Below are 15,054 nucleotides of genomic sequence, written 5' to 3'. Positions count from 1 at the left end.
GTTTTACCCCGTATGATGTTGACTTATCTTCAAGGGGGATAAATGCCGCTTAATGGCCTATTGGGTGAAGACGCTGGCGCCGCACCACAGCAGGTGCGCGCTGAGCCGATTCAGCAGCGCAGCGCAGCACGGTTGTCCGGTTTGCTCGATGCCGCAGCTGCGGTCGTGGACGAGGTCGGTTTCGACCGCATCACGACGGCGATGATCGCTGAGCGTGCCGGTGCGTCGATCGGTACGGTCTACCGCTATTACCCCGACCGGGTGGCTGTTCTGCATGCCCTGCACGAGCGTGCCGTCGTGCGTTTTCGGCAGCGCGTCGTCGACGAGCTCGGTGCAAGCACCCTTACCACCTGGTGGGACGCTGTGGACTGTGTCGTCACGGCCTTCGTCGGTCTGTACCGTTCAGAGCCCGGCTTTCGCATCGTCAACTTCGATGACCGAGACGGTGCTCCGGCAGCGGATGCCGCGGCCGACGTTGATTTCTTCGCCCGCCGCCTGGCTGATGTGCTCGTGAACGAGTTCAATCTGCCCGCCGGCCCGGAGCTCATCTTTCGCCTCGAAGTCGCCGTCGAAATGGCCGACGCACTATTGGCACGTGCTTTCCACAGCGAGCCGCTCGGTGAAGAACGGTTTATCGCCGAGTGTCGGCTGGTGCTGCGCGAGTACCTCGACCGCTATTACAGCCCGCGGGCGCTCAGCCTCCTCGCCGCTGCGTCGTAGCCTCTGCTCGTCATAGCGGCTCTGCGTCGATTTGCCGATGCATTGCTCGGTAGGGTGGTCGGAATTTGAGGCAGTGGGTTGCCTGTTCGCTCCGGGATGAATTCTTTTTGCGCAATCTGTTTTGCCTGTCGCGTAGAAAAGTGGTTGGGTTAGCATCTGGTTTGTCTGACCCGACTTGATGCGAGGAGCGAGCCACCACGATGATTGAATTCCACTCGGTGACCAAACGGTTCCCCGACGGCACGGTTGCCGTCGATGGCTTCAGCCTCGTGCTGCCCTCACGCAAAACCACCGTTCTGGTCGGAACCTCGGGGTCAGGAAAGACAACGCTGCTGCGCATGATCAACCGGATGGTCGACCCGACGAGCGGGTCTATCGAGATTGACGGGGCCGATATAGGCACACTCGAACCGGTCAAACTGCGGCGTGGGATCGGCTACGTCATGCAGAACTCGGGGCTGCTTCCCCATCGCAAGGTCATCGACAACGTCGCCACCGTGCCGATGCTATCGGGGATTCCCAAGAAGAGAGCCCGCACCGAGGCGCTGCAGTTACTCGACACGGTCGGTCTTGATCGATCGCTTGCCAACCGGTACCCGAGTCAGCTCTCCGGCGGCCAGCAGCAACGAGTCGGAGTGGCGCGCGGCCTCGCGGTCAATCCCAACATTCTGCTCATGGATGAGCCCTTCGGCGCCGTTGACCCCATTGTGCGGGCGGAACTGCAGCAGGAGTTGCTGCGCCTGCAGCGGGAACTCGGAAAAACGGTCGTGTTTGTGACGCATGACATTGACGAGGCCTTTTTGCTCGGCGACCAGGTGGTGATCCTGCGTACCGGCGGGCTGATCGCCCAGGTGGGGTCCCCGGCGGAGATCCTGGCCAATCCGGCAGACGATTTTGTGGCCACCTTTGTCGGTGCAGATCGCGGCAAACGCGTGCTGCACCTCGAGTCCCACTCGGACGGCGACGTGCTTGTCGACGCCGATGGACGGCTCGCCGGCGTACTCGCGGGTGGAACGTCCCCGAGTGCCGCCGCTGGAGCAAAGGCCGCGCCCGAAGAAAAGGCCGCCCCCGAAGTAAAGGCCGGCCCGTTCGCGGGATCGGGTGCCCCGGCGCAGGGTGGGGATCCCCGGTGACCTGGATATGGTCAAACCTGGACCTCATCTGGGATCGCACTCTCGATCACGTCGTGCTGAGCGTTCCGCCCATCATCCTCAGTTTTCTCCTGGCTGTTCCCCTCGGCTGGCTGGCATACCGCTTCCGCGTTGGGCGCGGCATCATTCTCTCGGGCGTAGGCCTGCTGTACGCCGTACCCTCGCTCCCACTCTTCATTGTGCTTCCTTTCATCGTGGGAACGACCGTTCGTTCGCCGCTCAATCTCATCATCGCCCTGACGCTCTACGGTGTGGCGCTCATGGTGCGAGTGGTGGCCGATGGTCTCGCCTCCGTCGACCGGAACGTTCGACAGTCCGCGATGGCGGTGGGCTTCTCCGAGTGGACTCAGTTCTGGCGGGTGGAGTTTCCACTCGCGGGTCCGGTCCTGCTGGCCGGGTTGCGGGTCGTCGCAGTGAGTACGGTCAGTCTCGCTACGGTGGGCGCTGTCATTGGTGCCCAGAGCCTGGGCAGTCTGTTCACCGACGGTTTTCAGCGTGGCATCCAGGCGGAAATCATTGCCGGGATTATCGCCACGGTCGTACTCGCCCTGGCACTGGATGGGGCTCTCGTTCTTCTCGGTCGCCTTCTCATGCCGTGGACGAGATCTGCGCCATCGGCGGCGCGCGCGCCGATGCGCTCTGACAAGGAGGCGGTGGCATGAACTTCTTTGCAGATGCAGTCGCGTGGCTGTTCGATCCGACCAACTATGTGGGATCGAATGCCATCGGCATCCGGGTATTGGAACACCTGGGCTTTACTTTGCTCACACTTGTCTTTGCGTCCGTCATCGCCATACCGCTGGGCTTCTTCATTGGACACACCGGACGCGGGCGTGGCTTGGCTGTCGGAACTGCAGGCGCTTTCCGTTCCATTCCGACCCTGGGGTTGCTCACGCTTGTCGCTCTGTCGGTGGGAATCGGTCTGACCGCACCCTACGCGGCCCTCACGGTGCTCGCGATCCCACCCATTCTCGCGGGGGCATACACCGGCTTTGAAGCGATTGATCGCGCGACCATCGATGCCGCCAGAGCCGTGGGGATGTCGGAGGGGCAGATTGTGCGCAAAGTGGAGCTTCCGCTCAGCCTTCCCCTCTTGATGGGTGGGTTGCGCTCGGCCACGCTGCAAATCGTGGCCACCGCCACACTCGCTGCCTACGTGGCCGACATCGGACTGGGCCGCTTCCTGTTTACGGGGTTGAAAAATCTCGATTATGCGCAGATGCTGGGCGGGTCCATTCTCGTTATTCTGCTCGCGCTGCTGCTTGAGGGCATCTTTACGGTGCTTCAGAAATTGGTTGTTCCCCGCGGAGTTGCGGCCGGACGCCCCACAGACATCTGGGCCGGTTTCACCAAGCTGGCCCGGTGATGGAATTCGCCATCATGAAAGGAAAACGCATGTTCACAGCAAAAAAAGGCCGACTCACGCTCATCAGTGTGGTCGCGGTTGGGGCCGCAGTAGCCCTCGCAGGGTGCGCGTCCGGTGATCCCCTGGGCAGTGGAAGTGGCGCCACAAGCGCTGCCGACACGCTCGTTGTGGGTTCTCAGGACTACTACTCCAATGAGATCATCGCCGAGATCTACTCGCAGGCATTAGAGGCCAACGGTTTCACCGTCGACCGCACGTTCCGGATAGGCCAGCGCGAGGTGTACCTGCCCGAGCTGGAAGCAGGCGGCGTCGATGTATTCCCCGAATACACCGGTAGCCTGCTGCAGGCACTCGAACCGAACGCTGTTGGTGGCACGAGCGACGCGATCTACACTGAGCTTCAAGCGGCGCTTCCCTCCACCCTGCGCGTGCTGGACAAAGCGGCGGCCTCAGACCAGAATTCTTGGACCGTAACCCAAGCCTTCGCGGAAAAATACAACCTAACGGACATCGCGTCACTGAAGAATGTCACCGAACCGCTCATGGTTGGTGGCACCTCTGTGCTGGAGACACGTCCGTATGGGCCGGCCGCCCTCAAGGCGAAGTACGGCATCGAAACCGCCGGTTTCACCCCGATTGAGGATGGTGGTGGCCCGCTGACCGTTAAGGCTCTTGTTGACAACGCGATTCAGCTGACAAATATTTATACGGCAAGCCCCAACATCAAGTCAGACAAGCTCGTGGCGCTGAGCGACCCAGATGGTCTCTTCTTCGCGGACAACGTCGTGCCTTTGGTTTCCGAAAAGGTCACCGACAAGGCCGCGTCGGTACTGAACAAGATCAGTGCTGCCCTCAGCGCTGAGGACCTGGTGAGCCTCAACTCCGAGAGCGTCAATGACCAGAAGTCCGCTGAGGCCATCGCGGCGGCCTGGCTCGAAAAGGCAAACCTCTTCTAGCAGTATCGTTTCACCCAAAACCCTCATAACGTCCCTTCTTGGGCGGTGTGAGGGTTTTGTGCGTCTATGCCCGCAACAGCACGATGGCGGGGGCGAGGGCGAGCGCGATCGCGGTCACGAAGACGGCCATGGTGGCGAGGCGGGACAGGGGAAGAGCCTGGTTCATGAGCCGGTACACCCGCGGAGCGACGAGAGCGCGCTCCGGCGACGAGATCCATGGCTCGTCCGACTCGCCATCCGACGCTGCGGCGAGGACCTCCGGTTGTTGCCCCAGCCCCACGAGCGCGATAGCGGTAGCAAGTGTGCGGTCGTCCACGTCGCGGCGTGCGCGATCGTCCGCGATCATTTCAACCAAGAGCGCCACGGCATTTTCGGCGCGATTGGCGATGGGAAACCAGGGTAGGGCGCTGTGCCAACTCTTGAAGGCCAGTAACACCAGGTGATGCTGCTGAACCAGATGGGCTCGTTCGTGGGCGATCACCGCACGCACCTGGTCGGCGTCGAGCAGGCGGAGCAATCCCTTAGACAGCACCGTCGCGGAATGACCAGCACCGGGAAGGCAATAGGCGACCGGGGCAGGATGGTCGATGACGCGCATTCCCGGTTGGCCGTTCAGAGGATCGCTGAGCAGGGCGATGAGAGTGTAGTGGCGGCGTCGCTGTCGCTCGGCGCGCACGAAAGTGGCGAACAAATTCAACAGCAGGTGAGTGCTGAGCAGAATAGCTGCCCCGAGCGCGAGCACGTGGGTGAAACGCGTATCGGCCGGAAGAGTACCGGACCGCAGGCTGTCGCCGAGGAAGATGACGCTCTGTGGCAGAGCATTACCGAACGGAACAAGACCGTAGAGCAGCAGGGAGCCGATCATCGACATGCCACCGGACAGGGCGATGGTCTGCCAGAGCACGAGGGCGACGTCCGGGGAGCGCGCGGGCCAATCCGACCGGGCCAGCACCAACGGAAAAGGCCAAGCGAGAATCACGGCAATGACGCCAAGCAGGGCGGCGCTGATGATCACGGGTATCGCAGTTAAGGTCTGGCGGAGTTAGAGGTTGTCGGTCGTCGCAACGCCGAGGAGTTGGCGCAGTGTGTCCGCCTCCTGAGGGGTGACGCCTCCAATGAACCGCACGAGGGCCGCTTGGCGGTCCGGCACCTGCCCGAGTACCTCATGCATGAGCTCGGCCGTGTGGGTCGCACGGGTCATAACAGCGGTGTACGTGTGTGGGCGCACGCTGCGGTCGCGGGTGACGAAACCCTTTGTCTCAAGTCGAGACAACACCGTCAGAACGGTTGTGGTCGCCAGTGGCTTCGTGGGCTTGGTCGCAAGACCCGGGCGCATCAAAGAATCCTTGAGATCGTTGGCGGACAACGGTGTGGGGGAGTCCCACAGGACATCCATCAGAAGCCGCTCAAGCACGCCTAAATTTGCCATACGCAGCATCTTACGCGGTCGAACTGTAATTTCTACGTGTCGTAGAAAATTGCTGTCATACCCAGGTTTCTACACAGCGTAGAAGTGTAGGGTTCTACACAGCGTAGAAATTATGCGTGATGCGAATAAATGCTGGAGGGCATATGAACGAGTGGTTGGATCCGTTACTCCTCTCACGGTGGCAGTTCGGTCTTACGACCGTCTACCATTTCCTCTTCGTGCCTCTCACCATTGGCATGGTCCTCACGGTCGCCATCTTCCAGACGGCGTGGGTGCGCACCGACAAGGCCAAGTACTTGCAGCTGACGCACTTCTTCGGCAAAATCTTTCTGATCAACTTCGCCATGGGCGTCGTGACGGGAATCGTGCAGGAGTTTCAGTTCGGTATGAACTGGTCGGATTACTCGCGCTTCGTCGGTGACGTGTTCGGGGCCCCGCTCGCGTTCGAGGGCATCCTTGCCTTCTTCCTCGAGGCGACGTTCATCGGCCTGTGGATCTTTGGCTGGGACAAACTGCCGAAGAAGGTGCATCTCGCCACCATATGGCTCACCGTGATGGGCAGCATCACGTCGGCTTACTTCATCCTCGCGGCCAACGCCTTCATGCAGAACCCGATCGCGTATACCATCAACGCGGAGAAGGGCCGGGCCGAGCTGACTAGCATCGGGGAACTGCTCACCAACCCGATCGCACTGGCGGCGTTCCCGCACACCATCTTCGCGTGTTTCATGGTGTCGGCAGGCCTGATCATTTCGGTGGCGGCCTGGCATCTGGCACGTAACCAGCATTTTGAGACCATGCGCCCAGCTCTCAAATTCGGTCTGTGGATGATGGTCCTGGCCGGCATTGGTACAACTCTCGCCGGCGACCAGCTCAGCCTCGTGATGGGTGAGGTGCAGCCGATGAAAATGGCAGCCGCCGAGGCGCTATACCACACGGCCACCGGAGCCAACGCGTCGTTTTCCCTCTTTACACTCGGCACGCCCGACGGTGTGCACGAACTCTTCTCGATCCGCATCCCTTACCTGCTTTCGTTCCTCTCGACCCACACCTTCGACGGCACCGTGCAGGGCATTAACAACTTGCAGGCCCAGTACGTTTCGACGTACGGCCCCGGCGACTACACGCCCACCATCTGGATCACTTATTGGGCGTTCCGCTGGATGATCGCTCTCGGTCTCGTACACATGCTCGTGGCCGTCGTTGGGCTGTTTCTCACCCGCAAGGGACGGATGCCGAAGCAGAATTGGGTATGGAAGCTCGCTATTTGGAGCTTCCCCGCTTCGCTACTCGCGATGACGGTCGGCTGGGTATTCACCGAAATGGGCCGCCAGCCGTGGCTCGTGTTTGGTCTGCTGAGAACGCAGGACGGCGTTTCACCCGGCGTGACCGGCGTGGAAATTCTCATCTCCCTGATCGTCTTCACGGTGCTCTACGGCATTCTCGTGGTGGTCGAGTTCAAACTCATCCTGAAAGCCGTTCAGAAGGGGCCGGACGATGCTCCGGTTCTCGACGCCGAGTCCGGCGAAGTCAAGCACACCGCCACGGTCTATTAGGACGGGTCTAGGGGAATACAAAATGGATCTCACAATTCTTTGGTTCTGGATCATCGCTGTCATGTTCGTTGGGTACTTCGTGCTCGATGGATTCGATTTTGGGGTCGGCATGTCTCTTCCATTCCTGGGCCGGGACGACACCGATCGCCGTGTTCTCATCAACACCATCGGTCCGGTTTGGGACCTTAACGAGACCTGGGTGATCGTGGCTGGGGCGTCGTTGTTCGCGGCGTTCCCCGAATGGTACGCAACGATGTTCAGCGGTTTCTACCTCCCGCTCGTGCTTATTCTGGTGGCCCTGATCGTGCGCGGGGTGTCGTTTGAATACCGGCACCAACGCCCCGAATCTTCGTGGAAGAAATGGTTTGACGGCATGATTATCGTCGGATCGGCCGTTCCGGCATTGCTCTGGGGTGTGGCTTTCGCGAACATCGTGCGCGGCGTGAACCTCGACGTCAACCACAACTACACCGGTACCTTCTTTGACCTACTCAACCCGTATGCCCTGCTCGGTGGGGTCACCACTCTGCTGCTGTTCTTTGTGCACGGTGTGGTCTTCATCTCGCTCAAGACCGAGGGTGACATTAGACTGCGGGCACGCAAGCTCGCCACCAAAGCCGGCATCCTGATGATCGTTGTCGCGGCTACCTTCCTGGTGTGGACAATCTTTGCCTACGGCACCGTGGCATCCGCTCTTCTGGCCGCCGTGGCGGCTGGTGCACTGATCGCATCGTTCCTCGCCAACCTGCGCGGGGCCGAGCGGCTCGCATTCGGCTTGATGGCCGGCGCTATCGGGTTGGTCGTGCTGAGCCTGTTCGCTTCGCTGTTTCCCGAGGTCATGCCGGCGAGTAACGACCCAGCCAACAGCCTGACCATCGCCAACGCCTCCTCGTCGGCGTACACGCTGGGTGTGATGAGCTGGACGGCACTGATCGGAATGCCCGTCATTCTGCTCTATCAGGGTTGGACCTACTGGGTGTTTCGCAAGCGCATTGGTCGGGCCCATATTGAGGTCTCTGTTCACTAGATCGCCCCTGACGAGTACCCCGTTGACCAGCACACCCGTGACACGGGCTGTGGGAGAATAAGGCAGTGCGCCCCCTGGATCCTCGCCTTCTTCGTTATGCCTCAGCGGCGCGCCGGTTTCTTCTCATTGGCGCGCTGCTCGGGTTCGCACAAACCCTCGTTGTCGTCGCCTTCGCGTGGTTTCTTACCCGAGCAATCACCCTCCTCGTGGCGGGGGAGCCCCTCACTGAGATCGTACCCACGCTGGTCGCCCTAGCCGCGGTCATTGTGCTCCGGTCTCTGCTGATCTGGTTGCTGGAAGTCGCGGCCAACCGCGGTGCGGCGCAGGTAAAGAGTCAACTGCGCGCCAAGGTCATGGCCAAGCTCGCCGAGCGCGGCCCAGACTGGGTCGCCTCGCAGCAGAGTGCACGCCTGGCGACCGTTGTCACGACCGGCCTCGACGCACTCGACAACTACTTCGCGCGGTATCTGCCGCAGCTGTTGCTGACCGCGATCGCTACGCCGATTCTGATCGCGGTAATGCTCTGGCAAGACCTGCCCAGCGGCCTCACCGTCATCATCGTGATTCCGCTCATCCCCGTGTTCATGATTCTCATCGGCCGGGTCACCCAGTCGGTACAGCAGGACCAGTGGCAGGCACTGCAACGCCTCTCCACCGGGTTTCTCGACGTGGTCGGCGGCCTCGGCACCCTCAAGATCTACGGCCGGGAACGCCGTCAGTTTGATCGCATCCGTTCCACCACCGAGCAGTACCGCACCCGAACAATTAAGGTACTGCGGGTATCCTTTCTGAGCGGCTTCGTGCTCGAACTGGCCGCAAGTCTCTCGGTCGCTCTCATCGCCGTGTCGATTGGCCTGCGGCTCATCGACGGCGAGCTGCTGCTCGGCGTCGGGCTGTTCGTCCTGCTGCTGGCCCCCGAGGCGTTTCTCCCGGTGCGCCAGGTCGGAGCGCAATTTCACGCCGCGGCCGACGGCCTGGCCGCTGCCGAAGAGCTGTTCGCGATTCTCGACGACGACTTCAATAAAGCGGATGCCCCGGCGCCGGTCGATCCTGCGGCTGCGCCGGTCGCGCTGGGAGGCCTCGGTGCCGGCAAGCTGCGCCTGGTCGACGTGTCTATTCGGCGCGGCGACACCGTCGTGATCGACCGGATGGACGCCGAATTCGCCTCCGGGCAAATTAGCGTGCTGCGCGGCGTGAGCGGAGTCGGCAAGTCCACCCTCGTCGCCGCCCTGCTCGGCTTCGTACCCCTGACCGGTGCAGTGACGCTCGGCGGCGTTGCCGTGGCAGCCGGGCCGAGTCGGCCGTGGTTGGCCTGGGCCGGCCAGCGACCCGGCCTGGTCCGGGGAACGGTGGCCGAGAATGTGGCGCTGGGAGCGGCATCCGCTGGCCAGGGCACGCCCACCGGGACTCTGGTCGCTCAGGCCCTCGACTGGGCGGGGGCCGCTGAGGTTTCACCGGCCACGGTGCTCGGGGTCAACGGCGACGGGCTTTCGGGCGGGCAGGCGCAGCGCGTCGCCGCCGCGCGGGCGATCTACCGGGCCCTCGCGACCGAGTGCCAGGTCGTGATTCTGGACGAACCCAGCTCGGCGCTCGACGTCGACGCCGAGGCCGGCCTGCTCGCCGGGCTGCGCCGACTGGCCGATCAGGGCCGCGTCGTGATCGTGGTCAGCCACCGGCCGGGCGTCCTGGCCGCAGCTGACCATATGATTGAGCTGCAGGAGCTGATTCATGTCTGACCGGACGCCGACCCCGGCCGCGCGCGACGTACTGCGGCTCGCCCAGCCGCGCCCGCGCTGGTTCGCTCCAGGCCTGCTGGCCGGCGTGACGAGCGCCGTCATGGCGGTGGCGCTGCTGGCCTGCTCGGCCTGGCTCATTACCCGCGCCGCCGAAATGCCGTCCCTGGCCTATCTGGGCATGGCCGTCGTCGGCGTGCGTGCCTTCGCCATCTTTCGGTCCGTGTTTCGCTACCTGGAGCGCCTGACCAGCCACGATGCCGCATTCCGGCAACTCGCCGAACTACGCCTGGGCATCTTTCGTCGTATCGTTCCGGTCGCCCCGGCCGGCCTAGCCCAGACCGGGCGCGGCGATCTGCTCACCCGCCTCGTGCGCGACGTCGATGACCTGCAGGACCTGCCGCTGCGGGTTGTGCAACCGCTGCTGGTCGCGGGAATCACCGCCCTGCTCAGCGTGATCGGCATCTGGCTGATCGTGCCGGCCGCCGGCATCACCCTGCTCGTCTGCCTGCTGTTGGCCGGAGTGCTCGGCACCCTTTTCTCCGGCAGCCTGGCCGCCCGGGCGGAGCGGGAGCTCGCACCGCTCCGCGGCACCCTTGCCGATGAGGTGCTCGAAATCGTGGAGAACCTCGACGTGCTCACCGCCTTCGACGCCCTCAAGCCGCGTCTCGCCGCGCTCGCCCGCACCGATGAGCGCCTGCGCCGGGCCACCCTGCGCCGCTCGGTCGGAGTGGGCGTGCAATCGGCCGTCGTTGCGATGTTTGCCGGTGCGGCAACGCTGGGCGCGCTCTACTTCGGCATACCCGCGCTCGATGGCGGCGGCGGACTCCTCAGCCCGGACCTGCTCGGCCCGACCCTCATCGTCGCCGTGCTCGTGCCGCTGGCCGTATTCGAGGTGTTCGGAATGATTCCGCTCGCCGCCTCGGCCTGGCGCCAGGTGCGGGTGAGCGCGCGGCGCGTCGCCGAGGTTGTTCCGGCTTCGCCACCGGCTGAGATTCCCGTCGATGTACCGAACCTCCGGCCGTGGCGGGCAACCCCGGTCATGCTCGAACTGACCGACCTGGGTGCCAGCTGGCCCGGCCAGACCGAACAGGGCGTGGCCGGTGTGACCCTTCGGCTCGCGCCGGGGGACCGGGTGCACCTGGCCGGACCGAGTGGTGCCGGCAAGACCACCCTCGCGCAGGCCCTGGTGCGGTTTCTTGACTACACCGGTTCCTACCGTCTGAACGGGGTCGAAGCCCGCCTGCTCGCTCAGACCGACGTGCGGCGGGTGGTCGGACTGTGCGAGCAGCGCCCGTGGTTATTTGACGACAGCATCCGTCAAAATCTGCTGTTTGCCCGCGATACTGCCACCGACGCCGAGTTGTTAGCCGTGCTGGCCCGCGTCGGACTGGCTGAATGGGTCGCAGCGCGCGGCGGCCTCGATGCCCGGGTCGGGGAGCGCGGCGCCCTGGTCTCCGGCGGACAGGCTCAGCGGATTGCCCTGGCCAGGGCCTTGCTGGCCGACTTTCCGGTGCTCATCGTCGACGAACCCACCGCGAACGTCGACAGTGCCCAGGCGGATGCCCTCGTGCGCGACCTGCTGAGAGCTGCGGCCGACGCCCACCGGGCCGTGCTGCTCATCTCCCACACGCCGGTGCCCGACGACCTGGTGACGGCCCGGGTGACCCTGCCAGCCCGGGCTCAGTCCATGTGACGCAGCTCGCGGCGGTGCAGCCATTTCTTGATCAGGAACACCGCGAGTACGAACAGTGCGATCACGCCGACGAACAGGTAGCCGGCGAAGTGCAGGCTGCCGCTGAGCTCGCGGTAGCCGCCGGCCGCCGCCGACCCGACGGTGACATAGGCGAGTGACCAGATAACGCAGGCGGGCACGGTCCAGGCCATGAAGGTGCGGTAGCGCATATGGCTCATTCCAACGGTGACCGGAATGAGGGAATGCAGCACCGGCAGAAACCGGGAGATGAACACGGCCAAACCACCGCGCCGGTCGAGGTAGTTCTCGGCGCGAATCCAGTTGTGTTCGCCGATGCGGCGGCCCAGCCGGCTTGCACGGATGAACGGTCCGAAGTGGTGGCCGAGCGCGAAGCCGATGCTCTCCCCGCCCAGGGCGCCGACGATCACGGCGAGCACGAGCGTGACAAACTCGACCGGGCCGGAGACCGCCGTGCTGGCGACGATCACTATGGTGTCGCCGGGAACGACCAGGCCGACCAGCACTGAAGTTTCCAGCAGCATACCCAAAAAGGCCAGCAGTGTTCGAACGACCGGGTCGACGCTGGATACGGTGTCGAGGATCCACGTGAGGATGTCATTCATTTCGCTCAGCCTACGTGCTGCGCCTGAATCAACAAGGCCGGGCCCTCTGGCACCCCGGGCGGCCAGCTGCGAAGGCTTCGTGCCTCGTGCGACCTTGGAGTCGCTGCGTCCTAGTAATCTAAAGGGGGGTACACCGCCGCTTTGTTGTGCGTGCACCTCGTATCAATCATGTCTAACCCCTGCAATGAATGAGAGTCACGTGGTTCACGAGCACGAAAGCGTACGCATCGATTCGAGCGTTGAGAGCGACGAAGAAGTGTATGACTTCGCCGCGATCCAGGCGAAGTGGCAACCCATCTGGGAGGAGCTCGCTCCGTTCAAGACGAGCGGTGAGGGCGACACCCGCCCGCGCAAGTACGTGCTCGATATGTTCCCGTACCCCTCCGGCGACCTGCACATGGGTCACGCCGAGGTCTATGCGCTCGGCGACGTCGTCGCCCGCTACTGGCGCCACCAGGGTTTCAACGTGCTGCACCCGATCGGCTGGGATTCCTTCGGCCTGCCCGCCGAGAACGCCGCCATCAAGCGGGGCATCGACCCGCGCGGCTGGACCTACGACAACATCGCCCAGCAGAAGAAGAGCATGAAGCTCTACGCGACCAGCTTTGACTGGGACCGCGAACTGCATACGAGCGACCCCGAATATTACAAGTGGACCCAGTGGCTGTTCCTGCAGCTGTACAAGAAGGGCCTGGCCTACCGCAAGGACAGCTGGGTCAACTGGGACCCGATCGACCAGACCGTACTCGCCAACGAGCAGGTGCTGGCCGACGGCACGAGCGACCGCAGCGGCGCCGTCGTCGTGAAGAAGAAACTCACCCAGTGGTACTTCAAGATCACCGACTACGCCGACCGTCTGCTGGATGACCTCAATCAGCTCGAGGGCACCTGGCCGGCCAAGGTGCTCAACATGCAGCGTAACTGGATCGGCCGCTCCATCGGAGCGGATGTCGACTTCCAGGTCGAGGGACGCACCGAACGCGTCACCGTGTTCACCACCCGGCCGGACACACTGTTCGGCGCGACGTTCATGGTCGTCGCCCCGGATTGCGACCTCGCCGCTGAACTCGTCGCCGAGGCGACGCCCGAGGTGCAGGAAGCCTTCCAGGATTACCTCGTACAGGTTCAGCGCAGCACCGAGATCGAGCGTCAGGCCACCGACCGGCCCAAGACCGGCGTGTTCATCGGCCGCTACGCGATCAACCCGGTCAACGGGGAACGCCTCCCGATCTGGGCGGCGGACTACGTGCTTGCCGACTACGGCACCGGCGCGATCATGGCCGTGCCGGCCCACGACCAGCGCGACCTCGATTTCGCCCGTGCCTTCGACCTGCCCGTGCGCGTCGTCGTCGACACCAACTCGCCGGCCACCGGCATGATCCCGGTGATCACCCAGGGCATGCTCGACGGCACCGAAGAGCTGCCGGCGCTCGACCCGCTCAGCACCGGCATCGCCCTGGCGGGCGAGGGCCGCCTCATCAACTCCGGTCCGCTCAACGGCCTGAGCAAGATCACCGCGATCAAGCGCATCGTCGAGCAACTCGCCGCCGACGGGCTCGGCCGGTCGGCTAAGAACTATCGTCTGCGCGACTGGCTGGTTTCCCGGCAGCGTTACTGGGGAGCTCCGATCCCGATCATCCACGGCACCGATGGTGCAGAGATCCCGGTTCCCGACGACCAGCTGCCGGTGCTGCTGCCGCCGGCAGAGGGCCTCGATCTGAAGCCGCGGGGAACGTCGCCGCTCGGCGGTGCGACCGACTGGGTCAACGTGCCGAACCCGATCGACGGCACGCCGGCGACCCGCGACGCCGACACCCTGGACACCTTCGTCGACAGCTCCTGGTACTTTCTGCGGTTCCTGAACCCCACGGACGACACCAAGGCCTTCGACCCGAAAGAGGCCGAGAAGTGGGCGCCGGTCGACCAGTACGTTGGCGGCGTCGAGCACGCCATTCTGCACCTGCTGTACGCGCGGTTCATCACGAAGTTCCTCTTCGACGAGGGCTATGTGAGCTTCACCGAGCCGTTCACCGCCCTGCTCAACCAGGGCATGGTGATTCTCGACGGCGCCAAGATGAGCAAGAGCAAGGGCAATTTGGTCTACTTCACCGAGGAGATCGAACGCCACGGCGTTGACGCCGTACGCCTCACGATGGCCTTCGCCGGCCCGCCCGAAGACGACATCGATTGGTCTGACGTTTCCCCGGTCGGCTCGGCCAAGTTCCTGGCCCGCGCCTGGCGCGTCGCCCGCGACGTCACGAGTGCGCCCGATGTGGAGTGGAAGACGGGCGACGTCACCCTGCGCCGGGTCACCCACCGGTTCTTGTCCGACGCACCCGGCCTGGTGGAGTCGTTCAAGTTCAACGTCGTCGTCGCCCGCCTGATGGAGCTCGTCAACGCGACCCGCAAAGTCATCGATACCGGTGCAGGGCCAGCGGATGCCGCCGTGCGCGAAGCCGCCGAAGCCACCGCCATGGCGCTGAACCTGTTCGCCCCCTACGCCGCGGAGGACATGTGGGAGCACCTCGGCTACGAGCCGTGCATCGCCCTCGTGCCGTGGCGCAAGGCCGAGCAGACCCTGCTCGTGCAGGAATCGGTCACCGCGGTCGTCCAGGTCGACGGCAAGATGCGCACCCTCCTCGAGGTATCGCCGAAAATCTCAAGCGAAGACCTGGAGAAGATGGCGCGGGAAGCCGCCGCGGTCATCCGTTCGATCGGTGATCGCGAGATCATCAAGGTGATTGTGCGCGTGCCGAAGCTCGTCTCCTTCGTCACCCGCCCATAGCGGAAGGCAAAA

Annotated in this window: 13 protein-coding genes; 10 read left to right on the top strand and 3 right to left on the bottom strand. The window is 63.7% G+C overall.

Annotated features, from left to right (window positions below):
- Positions 1-42: 42 nt before the first annotated feature.
- The 5 genes from E3O11_RS14625 to E3O11_RS14605 all read left to right on the top strand — a co-directional run bounded on the left by E3O11_RS14625 (position 43) and on the right by E3O11_RS14605 (position 4,193).
- Entirely contained in the window at positions 43-720 is a 678-nt protein-coding gene (locus E3O11_RS14625; RefSeq protein WP_092450497.1) for a TetR/AcrR family transcriptional regulator, read from the top strand.
- Positions 721-920: 200 nt separating this feature from the next.
- The gene (locus tag E3O11_RS14620; RefSeq protein ID WP_092450495.1) at positions 921-1,853 is read left to right on the top strand and encodes an ABC transporter ATP-binding protein; all 933 of its coding nucleotides are present in this window, start codon (positions 921-923) and stop codon (positions 1,851-1,853) included.
- Positions 1,850-2,533: an ABC transporter permease gene (locus E3O11_RS14615; RefSeq protein ID WP_092450492.1), complete on the top strand. Its 684-nt coding sequence runs from the start codon at positions 1,850-1,852 to the stop codon at positions 2,531-2,533. Before E3O11_RS14620 ends, E3O11_RS14615 begins: the two co-directional genes overlap by 4 nt.
- Complete coding sequence (locus E3O11_RS14610; protein ID WP_092450489.1) at positions 2,530-3,237, top strand: ABC transporter permease; 708 nt, start codon at positions 2,530-2,532, stop codon at positions 3,235-3,237. Before E3O11_RS14615 ends, E3O11_RS14610 begins: the two co-directional genes overlap by 4 nt.
- On the top strand, positions 3,237-4,193 hold the full coding sequence (locus tag E3O11_RS14605; RefSeq protein ID WP_241994746.1) for an ABC transporter substrate-binding protein: 957 nt from the start codon (positions 3,237-3,239) through the stop codon (positions 4,191-4,193). The genes E3O11_RS14610 and E3O11_RS14605 overlap by 1 nt, the downstream gene beginning before the upstream one ends.
- A gap of 64 nt (positions 4,194-4,257) precedes the next feature.
- Here E3O11_RS14605 and E3O11_RS14600 read toward each other — a convergent pair whose 3' ends face one another.
- On the bottom strand, positions 4,258-5,208 hold the full coding sequence (locus E3O11_RS14600; RefSeq protein WP_241994739.1) for a M56 family metallopeptidase: 951 nt from the start codon (positions 5,206-5,208) through the stop codon (positions 4,258-4,260).
- Between the two features lie 27 nt (positions 5,209-5,235).
- Positions 5,236-5,622 carry a BlaI/MecI/CopY family transcriptional regulator gene (locus tag E3O11_RS14595; RefSeq protein WP_092450731.1) on the bottom strand — a complete coding sequence of 129 codons (387 nt, stop codon included), beginning with the start codon at positions 5,620-5,622 and terminating at the stop codon, positions 5,236-5,238.
- Positions 5,623-5,765: 143 nt separating this feature from the next.
- Here E3O11_RS14595 and E3O11_RS14590 point away from each other — a divergent pair, with 143 nt between their 5' ends.
- From E3O11_RS14590 to cydC, 4 genes are all read left to right on the top strand, one after another.
- Positions 5,766-7,178 carry a cytochrome ubiquinol oxidase subunit I gene (locus E3O11_RS14590; RefSeq protein ID WP_092450485.1) on the top strand — a complete coding sequence of 471 codons (1,413 nt, stop codon included), beginning with the start codon at positions 5,766-5,768 and terminating at the stop codon, positions 7,176-7,178.
- Between the two features lie 22 nt (positions 7,179-7,200).
- Positions 7,201-8,205, top strand: a complete 1,005-nt coding sequence (gene cydB / locus E3O11_RS14585) for a cytochrome d ubiquinol oxidase subunit II (protein WP_092450483.1) — start codon at positions 7,201-7,203, stop codon at positions 8,203-8,205.
- Between the two features lie 65 nt (positions 8,206-8,270).
- On the top strand, positions 8,271-9,941 hold the full coding sequence (gene cydD, locus E3O11_RS14580; RefSeq protein ID WP_092450481.1) for a thiol reductant ABC exporter subunit CydD: 1,671 nt from the start codon (positions 8,271-8,273) through the stop codon (positions 9,939-9,941).
- A complete protein-coding gene (cydC, locus tag E3O11_RS14575) occupies positions 9,934-11,634 on the top strand; it encodes a thiol reductant ABC exporter subunit CydC (RefSeq protein WP_092450478.1) in 1,701 nt (566 codons plus the stop codon). Before cydD ends, cydC begins: the two co-directional genes overlap by 8 nt.
- Here cydC and E3O11_RS14570 read toward each other — a convergent pair.
- Positions 11,622-12,257, bottom strand: a complete 636-nt coding sequence (locus E3O11_RS14570) for a DedA family protein (protein WP_092450475.1) — start codon at positions 12,255-12,257, stop codon at positions 11,622-11,624. The two genes, cydC and E3O11_RS14570, sit on opposite strands and share 13 nt — an antisense overlap.
- A 199-nt stretch (positions 12,258-12,456) precedes the next feature.
- On the opposite strand from E3O11_RS14570, the gene leuS reads away from it, so the two are divergent.
- The gene (leuS, locus tag E3O11_RS14565; protein ID WP_370257013.1) at positions 12,457-15,042 is read left to right on the top strand and encodes a leucine--tRNA ligase; all 2,586 of its coding nucleotides are present in this window, start codon (positions 12,457-12,459) and stop codon (positions 15,040-15,042) included.
- Positions 15,043-15,054: the final 12 nt, after the last annotated feature.

It is taken from the genome of Cryobacterium levicorallinum, from assembly GCF_004402405.1.
In the GTDB taxonomy this organism is placed as follows: domain Bacteria; phylum Actinomycetota; class Actinomycetes; order Actinomycetales; family Microbacteriaceae; genus Cryobacterium; species Cryobacterium levicorallinum.
Note: the sequence above shows the minus strand (reverse complement) of the source record. Positions and strands in the feature narration are given on the sequence as shown.

What these genes read in the sequence shown, in the direction of transcription:
- E3O11_RS14625 (WP_092450497.1), top strand. Translation starts at nt 43, where the DNA reads ATGCCGCTTAATGGCCTATTGGGTGAAGACGCTGGCGCCGCACCACAG.
- E3O11_RS14620 (WP_092450495.1), top strand. Translation starts at nt 921, where the DNA reads ATGATTGAATTCCACTCGGTGACCAAACGGTTCCCCGACGGCACGGTT.
- E3O11_RS14610 (WP_092450489.1), top strand. Translation starts at nt 2,530, where the DNA reads ATGAACTTCTTTGCAGATGCAGTCGCGTGGCTGTTCGATCCGACCAAC.
- E3O11_RS14605 (WP_241994746.1), top strand. Translation starts at nt 3,237, where the DNA reads ATGGAATTCGCCATCATGAAAGGAAAACGCATGTTCACAGCAAAAAAA.
- E3O11_RS14595 (WP_092450731.1), bottom strand. Translation starts at nt 5,622, where the DNA reads ATGGCAAATTTAGGCGTGCTTGAGCGGCTTCTGATGGATGTCCTGTGG.
- E3O11_RS14590 (WP_092450485.1), top strand. Translation starts at nt 5,766, where the DNA reads ATGAACGAGTGGTTGGATCCGTTACTCCTCTCACGGTGGCAGTTCGGT.
- cydB (WP_092450483.1), top strand. Translation starts at nt 7,201, where the DNA reads ATGGATCTCACAATTCTTTGGTTCTGGATCATCGCTGTCATGTTCGTT.
- cydC (WP_092450478.1), top strand. Translation starts at nt 9,934, where the DNA reads ATGTCTGACCGGACGCCGACCCCGGCCGCGCGCGACGTACTGCGGCTC.
- E3O11_RS14570 (WP_092450475.1), bottom strand. Translation starts at nt 12,257, where the DNA reads ATGAATGACATCCTCACGTGGATCCTCGACACCGTATCCAGCGTCGAC.